A 16581-nucleotide genomic window follows, 5' to 3' on the forward strand; every position below is an offset into this window, starting at 1 on the left:
TAAATAGTTTGGTTGCAATATTTATCTCTTATATAGTAACGATGTTTACATATTAACGACGTGGTAAGCCACCACCAAAACCGCCCATACCTCCGCCCATCATACTTTTCATATTGCGCATCATTTTCATCATGCCACCACCCTTCATTTTTTTCATCATGCGCTGCATATCGTCAAACTGCTTGAGCAACTTATTTACATCTTGCACTTGGGTCCCTGAACCTTGTGCGATACGACGTTTACGCGAACCTTTAATTAATTCTGGATTTAAGCGTTCTTTGAATGTCATGGAATTGATGATTGCTTCCATTTTAACAGTAATTTTATCATCCATTTGCGCTTTAATATGTTCAGGCAATTGGCCGGCTCCTGGCAATTTAGCCAGCATCGCACTCATTCCCCCCATATTTCGCATCTGTTTGAGTTGGTCTAAAAAATCATTAAAGTCGAACTTATCACCTTTTTTGAATTTTTTTGCCATTCGCTCGGCTTTTTCACGATCAACTTTACTTTCTAACTCTTCAATTAAAGAGATCACATCCCCCATTCCTAAGATGCGAGACGCAATACGATCGGGATAGAATGGCTCCAAGGCGTCGGTTTTTTCCCCCATCCCTAAAAATTTGATCGGTTTACCGGTAATTTGTCTAATTGATAATGCTGCCCCACCGCGCGCATCACCATCGACTTTCGTTAAAATCACACCCGTTAATGGTAAGGCATCATTAAATGCTTTAGCGGTATTGGCAGCATCTTGCCCGGTCATCGCATCAACAACAAATAATGTCTCGATCGGCTGAACCGCCTGATGTAATGCTTGAATTTCAGCCATCATTTCGCCATCAACATGCAGACGCCCTGCTGTATCGACGATCAGAACATCAAAAAATTGTAATTTGGCGTGTGCAATGGCGCGGTTAACAATATCAAGTGGTTTTTGATTGATTTCTGAAGGGAAAAATTCCACTTGAATCGCATTAGCCAGTGTTTCAAGCTGTTTAATCGCTGCTGGACGATACACGTCAGCGGATACCACTAATACTTTCTTCTTCTGCTTTTCTTTTAAAAATTTAGCTAATTTTGCCACACTGGTCGTTTTACCGGCACCTTGCAAACCGGCCATCAAAATAACTGCAGGCGGTTGAGTTGCAAGATTTAAGGTACTATTAACTTCCCCCATCGCTACCGTTAATTCGTGCTGAACAATTTTAATAAACTCTTGCCCCGGTGTCAGGCTCTTATTGACATCTAAACCAAGTGCTTTTTCTTTAACTTGTTTAATAAATTCACGTACCACCGGTAACGCTACATCGGCCTCTAATAATGCCATACGCACATCACGGAGTGCATCTTTAATATTGTCTTCAGTCAAACGACCTCGACCGCTAATATTACGTAACGTTTGTGATAATCTGTCGGTTAAATTCTCAAACATAATGTTCTCAATCACACTAAAAAATTTTTGTACAATAATAACAGAAAATTATAATATTGGGTGATGTGATTGTGTTATCTGATCACATATTTTGCTTAATTTTAATAAAAAAAACTTGCAAGGAAAACCATGATGTCTGTAGAAAATTTTAATGAAATAAAAAAAACAAGCTTTTGGGTTAGCCAGCTGTTTATCTTAGTGTCAACCGTAGTCGGTGTTTTTTTAGCCGCAAATCAAGGTTATCAACAAGCGGTGCAATTTGAAAATATGACCAGCTACAAAGAAAATTATTATTTACAAAAATCGCTTCAATACGAACTACAAGATAATATTGCTATTCTTAAAGAGTTAATGATTCGCTTACAAGACCCAAATTACTTTGGTGCTCGCAATGAATCACCTAATTTCTACTCATTAGTTTGGGAAAACATGAAGTATTCTAAAACAACATTAGGTACACCGCCAGAATTTTTACGTCTTGCTCAACAATTTTACCGTAACATTGCCACAACCCAACAAAAAATTGCCAAAGGCGATATTTCCATCCCTAGTGGCATTAAACAATTTCAAGCGCAAATTGATATTATTGAACAGCAATTAATTCCCGCTTTGGAAAAAAGTACTGAACAAATCAAAAAAGAGCTTGATGGTACTAGTGTGATTCTATAATTTAAACTTTACTCACTAATTGGATATTGCAAAAAATCACTGCACTGATTTTTTGCAACCGCCCCTGTATTAACCCTATTTGGCTACTACCCATTAGTCTAAACTTTAAATAATATGGTTTGAAATTCATACTTATGACTGCCGGCGTTTTCGATGGGTGTACTCCATTTGCGCTTTGCCATCCGGCGTAAAATAGGTGCCATATTTTACCAGACCACCTTCTTTAAAATGACAGGTTAGCTCATAGCTTAATACCATTTTGTCATCGTCATCTAGTAGCTCAATCTCAACTGCTGATAAACGAGGTTCATACTTTAACAAGGTTACCTGCATGGCTCGCATTAACCCATAGGCCGATGTCGGTAAAGCTTGGTAGATCATCGACATATCCGGCAAACCATAGTCAGGTAAATGCTTAACAGCTCCCGCTCGGCTATTTAAAATACGACCAATATTATCCATCACACTGATAATCGTCTGCATTTTTTCATCAGTATCATTAACCGATGTGCCTGATTGAAAAAAACCAAATAATGTATCATAGATTGACGCGCCCATTTTATTCCTCTGCAACTAGCGTAATAGAAAATTTATTGGCAATTATCGACCGTGGACTATTGATATTAAGATCACCACGTTTTAGTAAAATCCGCCAATTATTAGCTTTAATATCCGGATCTTTGAAAAGCGCAATGATACCAACATAATCGGCCTCTTTATCAAAAGGCATATCGATCGAAATAGATGTCTTTGGCTTAAGTACAATCTCTTTTGTAGCCAATAATGATGCAGCTAACGTTTCTTGATCATTTTGAACTAACGAAGAGTACGTTGCAGATTCAAAGCTCTTGGGTTCTTTTAATTGATAAATGCGAATCATCACTGGTGATGATTGATGATTATCATCGATATTAAGTTCTGCGCGTGCAGTAAAATCCAAATGAACGGTTCTAACGTCCCAAATGAAAATTGCTTTCGCAACGTTTGCCGTTCCTTCCGACACCGATTGAGCCAACCCACAGCCTGTTAACACAATGCATAGTGCTAAATAAATGATATTATTAAACGCTTTCATGTTATTCCTTATTAAATATTATGCCGCCAACCCACGGTAACGCCCGATATTAACTCTAATCTCTTTTGGTTTAGTATTTAATTGAATTAAAGATGCTGTTTGCCCTAATCTCGCCCCTGCATGAACTAATCGGGTTCGGGGTAAAAAAATGCTAGAAATAGATAAAATCAAATAAGCATCAATCTGATATCCTAAATACAGTCGCAATAAGGTCATAATATCTTGGTGTAATTGTCCTGCAGGCAGTAACGATTCAACAATTGATGCCTTTCGTGGTTTAATAATGACCTTAACACTTTGGTTACACTCTCTGAAACGACGTCCTAATACCATATTGCCGTTTAAAGCCGTATTACCATCGCCTAATTTAGCTAAGTCTGGCGTATTGACCCAAACGGTATTGAATTCCTCAACTTCGACATCACAATCCGCCACCAACACCTTAATCACACCAATAATTCCGCCTGCGGTACGGGTGCGCTGTGTCACCAGACCTAACAGAGCTAAAAATCTTGAAATCGGCGTGCCAATTTGTTCATGTGTACCTTTAATACCTAATCCAGTTAACCCGAGCAAACAACGAGAAATAGGATCTTTACCACCACTTAAATAGCTTGCTGGGTAATGGTATTTCAACCAAATTCGATAAAACTGTGTCAAAATTCGGTGATTAAAAATATCCAGAAAATCAATAACAGTTTGATAACCATCAACTTTACACACAATATCATCCAATAAAATCGGCGGTAATACCGAATCCACCCCATATAAACCAAGAAAACGTGTTCTCACCGTTACTGGGCGATTTAAATATGGTTCCCGTTCAATACACAATAACTCAGCGGCAGGAAAACTCATTTCAGCAGACGGAGCAAAACGTAACGGATCATCTGCCGGCGATTCACTGGTACCCATTTTAAGTTCATAATCAGTCATTTGTTCTAATAATTGACAAAACCGGTAAAAATTGACTTTAGCTAACTTAGCTTCAAGTTGCTGCATCAAAGGGCTGGTCGTGATGTCTTGCTGCTGTTCCATGTCACCTTTTCTCCAGTGGGTAATAAAATCAAAACAAGTTTAGTAAATAAATTCATATCCGCATAAAGTGCAAAAAATTGATTAAGTAATTCGCCAAATAATCTAACGTCGCCTTCCCCGGTAAATTGATAAGTATTTAGGGTTACTTCAATCTCAACACCACGTTGCAATAGACCCTTTTCGATACGTTTAATTTCACGATGATTAACTTCCACAATACCTTCGAGGCGACGGCGATTAAGCTCGTTATCGGTCCAATCATACAGTGCGAGTGTACCGCGCAATACCTCAGCATTCATCAATGATAAGTAATTCGGCGCCAAATGTGACAATATACGCCAATGAAAGCGATCTTCGGTTGGTGGATAACAAGGTAATGTCAAGGCCGACAGATTCTTCACATTTTTGATGTAAGCTTGCGCACTTGCTAAGTGGTTAATACTGGCATTGCGCAATGCTTTACGCGGTAGCATACCATTGGTCCCAGTAACGCGTAGCGATAACGTTTCAGTTTCTAACGTTTCCTTTTTATCCCAAATTTTGCCACCTAAAATCAGCCAAGTATCATGTAAACCTGATGCACCTTTGCGAACGTGAGTATGATAATAACGTTCTGGTGCATCATGCCGTAACATACCGCCACGATGTTTAAAACTGGTAAAAGGCACATAATCATAACGCCCATTACGCGTAATTGCTTCAACATGTTCAATAGAATAAATTTCAACATGACCATCTTGACGCAACAACGGACGAAGCAAATATTCACTTTCTAATTGATTAACAATAATTGGATCGGCTTCAAGCGCAAACAAGTTGATCACGGGTACGCAATGTAAACAGATATTATGGTGATCAAAAGGCATATCTGACGGCCATGTTTCGTTTAACACTAACTCAATATCAATATAACGACAATACTCTGAAAGTTGCTGTACTTCTAAACCATGTAGATCAACAAACATGAATTTTTCACGGAAGGAAAAATACTCTAATAACAGTTGATAGCCTGCAAATGCGTTATCCGGTTTTAACCATAAACGTTCATCTTCAGCAAAACCAACGGGAGTAATATGACCATTAAACGCTATTCGGCTTTCTGGTTTGTCAGAATAACGTAAATGCATTGAACTAACTTGATGGGTAAACATATAATGTAAATGGCTGGCAATCGGCGCATCGGCATTAAAATACAATCGCAAACACGACAAGTCTAACTGTTCAAAATCAGCTAACTCCCCAAAACTCAAACGTAAGGATATAATACTTCGCCCGTCAGAACCGAACGAGCGTTTGGCTTGGGTTATTTCCAATGGCTGTAAATTGACGGCTTGAGTAGTACGATATTTACAACGTGTACTCGCTGGCCCTACAGCTTCGGTTTGTACCATTAACCCCGCATCTATTTTTTCCAGACGTGATAAAGTGGCACAATCAGGTTGTAACTGAACAATCGATAATGATGGTATTAACCGCAAATAGTGCGGCCAGAGTAAACTAACTAAACTTTCGGTTAGTTCAGGTAAATCATCATCCACTTTTTGCCGTAAACGCCCCATTAAAAAGGCGAATCCTTCAAATAAACGTTCCACATATGGATCGCGATCCCCTACTTTATCTAAATTTAATTGCGCGGCTCTATCAGGATGAATTTTCGCAAATTCTTTACCGGCTTCACGCAAATAACGCATTTCAGATTCATAATAACGCTGGATTAAATCGTTCATTGTTGTTCTCTATTATCTTATTTAGTAGTATTGATTGCTATTACGTGATAGCAAATTATTACCAAGTTGTTAACCGATAACCGTAATAGCGCGTGCCGGATCTAAATAGACAAGTTCCTGCTGTAATCGTTCTATTTCATTCATCAATAGTGTTCTATCGCTATCTTTATGTTGTATTTTCTGTTTAATTAAGCGAATTAACTGTTGCTTAATATCAAAAATTAATGTTGGTTCCCATTCACTCAAATGGATGTCGTGCTGTTTGTTGTCTAAACCAACTAATAACTTATAGGCAATTTCAACTTTACCAGCTTGTTCAGCAATACGCGCTTGGGTATATTGCAATAAGAAGATTTGTTTTGGTAAACGTATCGTTGGTAAATTTTGTAACCACACAAATGCCTTCTCTAATCCGCCACTTTCAGCTAATTCTAATGCTTGTTTTTCAATTTCATTCCAGTCGTTATCGCCAGAGACAATAATGGGTACTAGACTGGTATCTTCATCTAAATGATGAATTTTAGCTTGTGTTTCAATCCACTGTAACGTGTCAGCATCAGCAAATGGTACGCCATTATCAAAGGTTAATTGTTCAATGCCAGGTAGACGTTCTAAAAATAGACCAACATCTGTTAAAAAGATTTCTGCCCAACGCTGAAAATCTCCTCCTTTTTTATGTAATGCCAATACCGCTGCGCGCTGTAGATCTAACCAAAAATGATTTGCGCCTTCCATAAACGCAGCTTCAACGCGTTCAAATAACTCATCCCATTGTTGCGAAATGATTAAACGATTGATATTTTGTCTGACCTCAGTCCGTGGCGCGGGTAACCGAGTTTTACCACGATGATCCATTGGCGGTAATTGATCAATGATATCCCAACGCAGCGCACGTAACATTCGACCAGCAGCTAAATAACCACTCGGTTTCTCACGCAAATAAGCCGCCATTCGTCTGGCTTGTTCAAGCAAATCTCGCTGCGAACTTATCGTAAAATCACTCTTATTTTGGCTTGTTGGCAAAGGTGTTTCTTGCTGTTGAGCATCCGGCTGAATAGCTCGGGACGATTCGATTTTCACAGGTTGTTTGATACTATTAGCAAAAAATTGAATTAATGCATCTAAATTAGGTATTGATGATTCTGTTGCATTATCATTATGGAATAATGCTTGATTACAATCATTAATTAGATTGAGTGCAGCTACAATCCGCGTTAAATTTACTTCCGCAATGGGTTGTAACTTATTTAAAATGTCAGTAAATTTGGCGCTGGCTAACCACTCAATAGCATTTTTTCGAATATTGCTTCGTGATGGATAAAGCGTTAAACCAAATTTTTGTAATAACCCCGCTAAGAGTTCTAAACCATCGGCAAAACCAGATGCTCCATCAACTTGTAAGCGCGCTAAACAATAATACGTCGCTACACGAATATCTTTACTATTTTGTTTTAAGATATCTTCACTGATGCGGACAATTAATGGATAATCCACACCTGACAATTTCGCAACTTCTTCTTTAATTTCTTGAAAATTATCATGATAAGTTAAATCTTCGCCAGCAGGTTTTTCTGGACTAATCGGTAATAACCAATCCGCCCATTGCTCACTGAGCCGTGATTCTATCGATTGCTGCGCATCTTGTTTACTAAAGAAGCGACTAATTAATTGATTTAGCATAACGATTCCTTACATCTTTTATTATTATTTATCGTGTTATACTGGCAATATGCTATTAGCCTAATAATTTCACTTGATTGAGCAATTTTTTTCTAATCTTAATGATAACGCTTTCCGACTTCTGATAAGTTTGAAAAAACTAACTTGGCGTTTCCAATAGTTAACATAAACTTAATCATAATGTCATTTTCATTGTTTCATCCATTTTACGAATTTCAAATACATTTTCCGGTAAACTAAAATCACGCAATTTAAGTAAAATTAATGGACCTTCACCAGACTGACTACGCAAGATATATTTTAGTTTACCTCGATTTGGTAGCCGCCAGATTATTTCGTAACGACCTGAATCAATCTGACGAATCGTCGCCGATTCCAACAATCGAATCCATGCCCAATCTCCGGAATAATATTCATAAAGTTGTTGCCCAGTTTCATTACTACTCCAATTTATTTGAGCATATGGTGCATAACCATCACCTGGCCAAGTAAAACGTTGCCAAACTGGCATTTGATTAAAATAATCCAGTTTTTGTTTATCAATATGCAGTTCACTGCGCATCACATTGCCGCCACTTCGCGGCATTAAATCGAACGCAATTTTGGCATCGCCACTACTTAATAATTGATTGGATAATGCATTAAAAAGATTAAGGGTTTCAATAAATTTTGGTGAAAAGTTTAACCCTTGCGCATTAACGGAATTAATAACCCAATTATCACCCTGTTTTTCTAAAATGCCGCCCAATTCATTACTAATGAATCTATCAATCATACCGGCATTTGGACGTAAAAAGCGCGCCAGTTCAGCTAGTGATGCATCGTTATCACTATCTTTAAATGGATAACGTCCGGCAAAAGTTTTTTCCCATTCATAAACGATTTGCGATTTCCAGGTATCATTAAAGCTGCTTGCTGCTGGTGTTAAGATTACCTGCCATGCTTGTTCCAAGGGGTGTTTGAATAAACTATAGCCAAAACCAGACCACTCTTCCCCTAAATTAGCGGCAATCAAATTACCGTAGTCACGAGTTTCACTTAAATCAACAGAGGTTCCTTGAAGTACACTTTTGGCTAACAATCTGGCCATTGCTTGTGGATTTGCACTACTAGTAATATTTTGCAGTTTTAAACGTACTTGTGTAACACGCAGCAAGTAGGTTTGTAGGCTTAAACCATTATTATCCGTTTCACTATTTAATAGATTTAACACCACACCAAAAGTTGGCGTTAATGGGCCGGAGGCTTCCACTTTAACATTTAACTTTGCTGGATTTTTTTCATGGATTAATTCTTGTGCTGAACGAATTAAATTATCCGATATTCCCCGACCGGTATAAGCAACTTCCGCATGGTATTTAATAACATTCATCAGCGCAATAACTGGCGATTGTCGCACATCGGACATTAATGTTAATTGTTCAATCACATCCGCAACATTATTTGCCTGACGCCATTGAATGTTATTTAAAAATAGCAACCATGCGGCACTATAATCACTAAAATAACGCTCAGTGAGATGTTGACGCAATACTTCTGGTGATACTGTTGATGTTACCTTCTCAGCACTATCAGTTAATACCCAGTCAATTTGCTCTTGACGCAATTTCGCCGCATTGGCTATTTCGTCTTTAATAAAGCCTTCCCATGCTTTACGAGTAAACACGCCTGATACTTCATCATCTGATGTAAATAACATCCGACTATCTATCTCACCTAACATTATATTAAGGTTTTGGTTAGCATAATTTTGACTAGCCCGCTGCAAAATGGTTTGATAAATAGTGTTTTCAGCATTTTGGATCCCAATTTGATTAATCAGTATTTGCCGAACATCTTTTACTAATCCTTCAGACGGTTTTTGAGCAAGCTCAGGATGACTATGTACTGTGTCACCATAAAACACCACCAATTCTGGCATCATTTTTTGCCATTGCTTGCTATCAATATTAGGTGGCGCCTGCCACATACGCGTAGCAAAATCAGCAAGATAATTCACATCGATTTTATCTGGATGACTTAACATTAAATACGCTTTCAATACCTCATAACTGGAATTAATCACTTTTATGCGAGAGGGATCGCTTGGTGACATTGCAGTTAATCTATTCAAGTAATCGGTTTGCCATGAAAAAAAAGGTTGTGCGATATTACGATTGTTAGCTGCAATATAATGGGGCCAAAGCGCAACTAATAGCCTATTATTTTTATCTAATCCAAATCGATAACTAATTGGCGCACCATGCGCTTGGCGATAAATAAGCTGCGACATTTTAAGTTGTAGCGCATATTGAGCTTCCAGTTGCTCGCCATAACTATTTGCAATCGATTGGTTAACCTTATTAACTAATTGCGAACTTTCTGTAATTAAATGAAGATTCTGGTGATAAGAGGTTAGCTGACCAACCCCAAGCACACCGGAAGTGAATAATACTAGCGAACATAACACGGTTTCCCAACCAATTCCAATTCTTGAACCAGATTGCTTAGCACTGTCATCACTAATGGTTCGCCAGGTAGGTGACATTGTTAAATAATGTTCAGGTAAATAATCAGCTTCTTCAGCATCTTTGGTGATTGATGGTAAAGGTGAAAATAACAGACCGCGTGGCGAAACAATTTTTGGCAAAGATAGCCATTTAGTCAACCATTTTTTAATGCGATCTTTATCACTTGTCACCAGATTATGGCTTAGCTTTAATAAAAAATCATAACGGGTATCTTGCATAACCTGCTGCATGCCTTTTTCGCAGCAAGCGTTGGCTAACTGATCAATTAGTGAATCAATATGATTAAGATCAGTTAACTTTAATTGACTAAAAAATAGTCCTACACTTTGCTCAACTCGTCCATTTTGTTGCCATTCACTGGTCTGAGTTGAAACTAAATAAATCGGTGCCTGCCAGCCTAAAACCTGATTACGCGCCTTAATTTGCATAGCAATTTTTTCTAATTTGACTTGTTGCTGGCGTGTTAAGTGCAAATAATCAGCCGGCAGTAACCAAATAATGGCATCAATCGGTTTACGACGTATCCAAATTAGGCGACCAAAACTTTTTTTAATCGCAAGTAGCCAGTTTGTATTCGGTTCATCAGCTAAATCACCACCATATAACATTAACGTGGTATCACAGTATTGCCAATGTTCAGTTGTTAAATTAGGTAATAAACGTTCTGTATCGACCTGGGTTCCAACAATCAAACATTTCCGGATTTTACGGCGCCAAAATAGACCATATTGTAAACGTAAACGACTAACAATCTCATTAAACGGACCTTGCTTTTTCTTTTTAGTTGTTTTTTTATCATCGGTATCAATATGGCTATTATCGTTTAGCTTAAAGTTAAATTTAATAACTTTGTTTAACATTAAAAAAACTAAACTATGTAAATGCGATAGCACAAGCACCATTATTAATACAAATGCGGTCCCTAGCCATTTATCGTCTGTAGTACTAATAAATGAAAAGCTGCCTTGCCAGATAAAGAAAATTAATGTCAGTGCAATTAATACCAGCAGGACAATCCATCCTATAATAATTTTTTTCATCATATTCCTATTTTCTTGCTATAGTTGTCACTACGGATGCTGTTATTTTAGGTTGACCAATAATAATCAACTGTTTATTGTTAGTTTCCAGTGCATGTTCAATGGCTAATGCCGTTGCAAGAAAGTATGCACTATTTTGCGTATTACCGATTGACGTATCAATATTGAAGATATTACCATGCTCAAATTCAATGTAATTAAAATGATTCATAATCTCAATATTTTGTTCTGTCGTTACACCACTGTACCAAACACCATCATAAGGTTGATTATCTTCTTGTCCCCACAATAATGTATTATCGATGGTTTGCTCAAGTGTATCGGTCTGCTCACTACGGTAGATTTTAGCTAGCATATCTTGCTCTTTTAGTGAGGTTAAGCGATTTATGACTTGTTCACCCACCAATAACATCAATACCGCTGATTCAGCCTCATTTTGTTTTGGTGAGCTAAATAGATGAACATTAATTAACAACAATAAATCATCATCGTGTTCACTATTATCTAACCACTTTTCAATAAAAGTTGAATTGTTTTTGTTATCTTCTACACGAAAACTACTAGAGGATATCATTTTACCAAATGTTTTCCGCCATAGCTTTTCAAGGTTATCCACTGGCGTTGCGGTATCAATGAATAGTCGAACATGGATATTCAAATCAGTAGGAATCAGCGCAAATAACGATTTACACTCAACACACCAATATTTAAAAATAATTTCAAGTCTTTCATGAAAATAACTACTTTTAATATTATCCGGTAAAGGTAAGGACGTATGAGCAATGGCATGACTTTCACCATTGGGTATTTTAGCTGTGATAACATTTTGACAACTCACCACGCTATTAGCATTTCTTTTTTGACCATATTCAGTAGTCAATGAGTAATGTAATACATACAACCCACGCCTTGCATAATCAATCAACTGTTGACGGCGTTTTTCACGATACAAATTCCATTCTTTGATATATGCTTCGCGATAACCTCGATAATAGAGACCATATAAAAACACCAATAACCAAATCGTAGCGGGTAAAACTAACGCATAAAGTACAAATGATAAATTAGACTGTGGGTAAAAAAAACTCACAACAATGGTGATTAGGCAACCGATAACCATAAATACTAAGAATAAAATAGCCCAATAACGCCAGCTAAATTTTTTCAATGGTGGCTGGATTTGAGGCAATTGAGTTAAATCTACCGGCATTAACCTTTACCTACATCTGATAACGATGAAATCAATACACAACCACAGCCAGCATGGTGACCATCTAACGCAACAGGTTTACCCTGATCTTTGAACGTTGATTCACCTTCAATAATCGGCGTAATGCCATGACCTTTTTTAGGGCAGCTAACCATATCACCTACACGCGCTACCGGTTTGCCCCGTATTACAGTAGTGGATGATGCTGAAATCACCTTACCGCCATGATTAGTCGCATCCCCTAAACGAATTACACATCGAAGTATTCCCATTGGAGTATTCCTGTTATTGTTATTGTTATTGTTATTGTTATTGTTATTTTATACACTAAAACTACACATTTCACAAAAACACTTGGTATTTTTTAAACATTATTTATAACAGCTTTTATCACAGTATGCATCATAAAAGACAATTAATAATCATTTTTTCATACCCTATCCTTAAAAGTGAGTGAATCCGTCGCATAAACAAATTCAATGGTAACCATTTTGCCTGTTGCTCTACCGCTTACCGAACTGGGCAATTGCCAATTGCCCTGAATATTGCGTATCACCTCATAACTACCACCTTGAACATTCAGATCCGGAAAACGGTAGCTATTAATACCCTGAATATTGCTAATTTCTTCATACCCTATCCTTAAAATATTCTTCTACCAACACGTCCTCCCCATGCAACTTCCCTTTTATCGGACGTTAAAAATATCATTCCCGAGCGCCCTTTGGTTTCCGGCGTTAGTGCTATAATTTTCCTAATCACCGAATTAATTTCATCTAAAAGAGGATTGTTGGCCCAATCCGGTACATTTTCCAGATAATAACGATAAGTATATAAACGCTTGCCATCTTGTTTTTTCTGATATTTCATATCCACTATCACTACCCGACCAAAACAGAACCGATTATCCTTATAAAGATAGTTTGAACCCAGTTCGGTTAGGGTATAGCGATATTGACCATTGGCCAGCGCTTGCTGATTAAGTAATCCCAGCTGCGCAAAAATGGCTAAGCGCTCATTAAGCCAGTTATTGGCTACAACTAAATGATTGTAATCATCCGTACCTGGAATAATGTCATGGGTTATATAAGGCTCGGTTAGATTGATCGAATCAGATGGGTTTAAGCCACTGGATAAACAAATCGCACGATCACCCGAAGGATTAGACTCATCAAATCGCGTTTGTAAGACCCGTTTTTCTTGCTCGGTGCCACAACCGATTAAACTAAACACCAATAACCACAATATCGCTAATTTTTTCATCTGTAACTCCTTAACAATTGTATTTATACTCAATAATCATCGGGAATTTGCCCTCGCCTTCCCCTTCCGGATAGTAGTGGATAAAAGCAAACACCCCATAGTTGCCGTTAATTTCACACAGTTTTTGCTGTATATACCAACTGGTTTCAATCGGATGTTTTTCTCCATCGCCAAAATCATAATATTCTTCGCGAATTAATTTAGTACGCAAATTATCAATCATAAACCACTCACTAATATCTTGCGGCGTACTATACGTTTGCACCACCTTTGCCAAAGGGGCCTTTGTATCGATGGCACCCTCTTTCTTTTTCGGCTCAACCCGTAATGTCACAGTTTGACCAGGATGATCTTTCGATTGCAGTGTAATAGTTATACGAAAAAAACTCTTATCTCTTATAAAATTCGGCAAGGAAACATTAATATAACCGGCTTTTCTGGCCAATTTACCCAAGAATAAATCACCCACAGCCCTCCCGATTTTCGCCTCACCATCCTCTGCACTCATAAAGCCGTACGGATTATTACTTGTGTTTTGAGGACGGTTGTGGTCTTTTTCGATAAATAGCCTATCGACATCATTATCACAATCTAAATCCGACCAACTAAAATGATAACCCTGAACAAAGCTATAAAAATCGGCTAAACATTGGTACATCGCTATATGGGTTTCCGGATAAGGTGGCTGCTTATCCACGTGATCATGTAACCCATAGGGACAGCGGTTAAACCACCACTGCATCACGTCCCAACTATCTGAATCATCACTAAATTGACCCTTTAATAGCATTCCCACCACCGCTAAGCCAAGAATCACCCAACCTATTCCCGGAAAACACAAGCCGGCTAAGGCAAATAATCCTAACACCCCGGCGGTGATCTCCATAATACTGCCAATTTGAAATCCCAATGCGCCACTATCACCAGCATAAAATCTCGGCAAATCTTTAACACATGCCACAAGGCCATCCACGATTGCAATAAATGACGCCGCGGCTCCGGCTACTTTACCGATTAAATAAACCCCTTTCATATTACTTAATAATTCGGTGCTGGCCACTAAGTTGATATTGTTTGCATGTTTATACCCCATCAAAAATATCGACAGTGACGAGGCAATTTGCACACCGGATAGCACTGAATTAACCAATATTGAACGGTTTTTCATCCGCAGAACCTCTTTCATATGCACTGGAATATCGAGATCTTTAATCAGCTTACTATTCGCTTGGTAACTGATGTAGTTCAACGCCATACTTATCGCCTGAACGACCAACAGTTGACCATTTTCCACTTTAATTTTTGAGATTGTTTTATGGGTATTAAATATGGCACTTAATTCTTCCAATTCCATTGAGATTCTTGGTAATTGTATTTTGTCATTGTTGTTTTTAAAAAACCGTAACCCTCTACGAAAAATATTGCCACTTGAGCTGGCTTTCAGCGTATTTAGCTCTGTGAGTGAATCCGTCGCATAAACAAATTCAATGGTAACCATTTTGCCTGTTTCTCTACCGCTTACCGAACTGGGCAATTGCCAATTGCCCTGAATATTGCGTATCACCTCATAGCTACCACCTTGAACATTCAGATCCGGAAAACGGTAGCTATTAATACCCTGAATATCGCTAATTTCTTCATACCCTATCCTTAAAATATTCTTCTACTACCAGCAGGATCTCCCCATGCAACTTCCCGTTTATTGGACGTTAAAAATACCATCCCTCCGCGCGCTTTAGTTTCTGCTGTTCGAGCTATAATATCCCTAATCACCGAATTAATTTCATCTAAAAGAGGATTGTTGGCCCAATCCGGTACATTTTCCAGATAATAACGATAAGTATACAAATGCTTGCCATCTTGTTTTTTCTGATATTTCATATCCACTATCACTACCCGACCAAAACAGAACCGATTATCCTTATAAAGATACTTTGCCCCTAGCTCGGTTAGGGTATAGCGATATTGACCATTGGCCAGCGCTTGCTGATTAAGTAATCCCAGCTGCGCAAAAATGGCTAAGCGCTTATTAAGCCAGTTATTAGCCATAACTAAATAATCGTAACGCTCTATACCAGGAGTAATATCATAGGTTGTATAGGGTTCGGTTAAGTTGATCCATTCACGTGGGTTTAAGCCATTGGATAAACAAATCGCACTATTACCCGAAGGATTAGATTCATCAAATTCCGCTTGTAAGACCCGTTTTTCTTGCTCGGTGCCACAGCCAATTAAACTAAACACCAATAACCACAATATTGCTAATTTTTTCATCTGTAACTCCTTAACAATTGTATTTATACTCAATAATCTTCGGGAATTTGCCCTCGCCTTCCCCCTCCGGATAGTAGTGGATAAAAGCAAACACCCCATAGTTGCCGTTAATTTCACACAGTTTTTGCTGTATATACCAGCTGGTTTTAATCGGATATTTTTCTCCATCGCCAAAATTATAGTATTCTTCGCCAATTAATTTAGTACGCAAATTATCAATCATAAACCACTCACTAACATCTTGCGGCGTACTATGCGTTTGCACCACCTTTGCCAAAGGAGCCTCTGTATCGATGGCACCCTCTTTCTTTTTCGGCTCAACCCGTAATGTCACAGTTTGACCAGAATGATCTTTCGATTGCAGTGTAATAGTTATACGAAAAAAACTCTCACCCTTAATAAAATTCGGCAAGGCAACATTAATATAACCGGCTTTTCTGGCCAATTTACCCAAGAATAAATCACCCACAGCCCTCCCGATTTGCGCTTCACCATAGTCAGCACTCATAAAGCCGTACGGATTATTACTTGTGTTTTGAGGACGGTTGTGGCTTTTTTCGATAAATAACCTATCTAAATCATCATCACAATCTAAATCCGACCAACTAAAATGATAACCCTGAACAAAGCTATAAAAATCGGCTAAACATTGGTACATCG

At 38.1% G+C, this 16581-nt stretch carries 14 protein-coding genes; 1 reads left to right on the forward strand and 13 read right to left on the reverse strand.

Going from position 1 to position 16581, the window contains the following annotated elements; translation table 11 throughout:
• Nucleotides 1-52: 52 nt before the first annotated feature.
• Complete coding sequence (gene ffh, locus JMI89_RS09975; protein ID WP_220679988.1) at nt 53-1435, reverse strand: signal recognition particle protein; 1383 nt, start codon at nt 1433-1435, stop codon at nt 53-55.
• 129 nt (nt 1436-1564) lie between these two features.
• Here ffh and JMI89_RS09980 point away from each other — a divergent pair, with 129 nt between their 5' ends.
• The gene (locus JMI89_RS09980; protein WP_187755939.1) at nt 1565-2104 is read left to right on the forward strand and encodes a hypothetical protein; all 540 of its coding nucleotides are present in this window, start codon (nt 1565-1567) and stop codon (nt 2102-2104) included.
• Nucleotides 2105-2236: 132 nt separating this feature from the next.
• Here JMI89_RS09980 and tssE read toward each other — a convergent pair whose 3' ends face one another.
• The 12 genes from tssE to JMI89_RS10040 all read right to left on the reverse strand — a co-directional run.
• A complete protein-coding gene (gene tssE / locus JMI89_RS09985; protein ID WP_187755940.1) occupies nt 2237-2662 on the reverse strand; it encodes a type VI secretion system baseplate subunit TssE in 426 nt (141 codons plus the stop codon).
• Nucleotide 2663: 1 nt separating this feature from the next.
• Complete coding sequence (gene tssJ, locus JMI89_RS09990) at nt 2664-3179, reverse strand: type VI secretion system lipoprotein TssJ (protein ID WP_187755941.1); 516 nt, start codon at nt 3177-3179, stop codon at nt 2664-2666.
• 18 nt (nt 3180-3197) lie between these two features.
• Nucleotides 3198-4217: a type VI secretion system baseplate subunit TssG gene (gene tssG, locus JMI89_RS09995; RefSeq protein WP_187755942.1), complete on the reverse strand. Its 1020-nt coding sequence runs from the start codon at nt 4215-4217 to the stop codon at nt 3198-3200.
• Nucleotides 4181-5944: a type VI secretion system baseplate subunit TssF gene (gene tssF / locus JMI89_RS10000; RefSeq protein ID WP_220679989.1), complete on the reverse strand. Its 1764-nt coding sequence runs from the start codon at nt 5942-5944 to the stop codon at nt 4181-4183. Before tssF ends, tssG begins: the two co-directional genes overlap by 37 nt.
• Nucleotides 5945-6013: 69 nt before the next feature.
• A complete protein-coding gene (gene tssA / locus JMI89_RS10005) occupies nt 6014-7624 on the reverse strand; it encodes a type VI secretion system protein TssA (protein WP_220679990.1) in 1611 nt (536 codons plus the stop codon).
• Nucleotides 7625-7799: 175 nt separating this feature from the next.
• On the reverse strand, nt 7800-11174 hold the full coding sequence (locus JMI89_RS10010) for an ImcF-related family protein (RefSeq protein ID WP_220679991.1): 3375 nt from the start codon (nt 11172-11174) through the stop codon (nt 7800-7802).
• Nucleotides 11175-11181: 7 nt separating this feature from the next.
• On the reverse strand, nt 11182-12384 hold the full coding sequence (locus tag JMI89_RS10015) for a hypothetical protein (protein WP_220679992.1): 1203 nt from the start codon (nt 12382-12384) through the stop codon (nt 11182-11184).
• On the reverse strand, nt 12384-12656 hold the full coding sequence (locus tag JMI89_RS10020) for a PAAR domain-containing protein (protein ID WP_187755947.1): 273 nt from the start codon (nt 12654-12656) through the stop codon (nt 12384-12386). Before JMI89_RS10020 ends, JMI89_RS10015 begins: the two co-directional genes overlap by 1 nt.
• Nucleotides 12657-13026: 370 nt before the next feature.
• Nucleotides 13027-13647 carry a hypothetical protein gene (locus JMI89_RS10025; protein WP_220679993.1) on the reverse strand — a complete coding sequence of 207 codons (621 nt, stop codon included), beginning with the start codon at nt 13645-13647 and terminating at the stop codon, nt 13027-13029.
• 10 nt (nt 13648-13657) lie between these two features.
• The gene (locus tag JMI89_RS10030) at nt 13658-15211 is read right to left on the reverse strand and encodes a hypothetical protein (protein WP_220679994.1); all 1554 of its coding nucleotides are present in this window, start codon (nt 15209-15211) and stop codon (nt 13658-13660) included.
• An 86-nt stretch (nt 15212-15297) separates the two neighbouring features.
• A complete protein-coding gene (locus tag JMI89_RS10035; protein ID WP_220679995.1) occupies nt 15298-15921 on the reverse strand; it encodes a hypothetical protein in 624 nt (207 codons plus the stop codon).
• Nucleotides 15922-15931: 10 nt separating this feature from the next.
• Nucleotides 15932-16581 (reverse strand): hypothetical protein (locus tag JMI89_RS10040; protein ID WP_220679996.1); only part of this gene is annotated, 650 nt, incomplete at its 5' end.

This window comes from Frischella sp. Ac48, from assembly GCF_019641635.1.
In the GTDB taxonomy this organism is placed as follows: domain Bacteria; phylum Pseudomonadota; class Gammaproteobacteria; order Enterobacterales; family Orbaceae; genus Frischella; species Frischella japonica.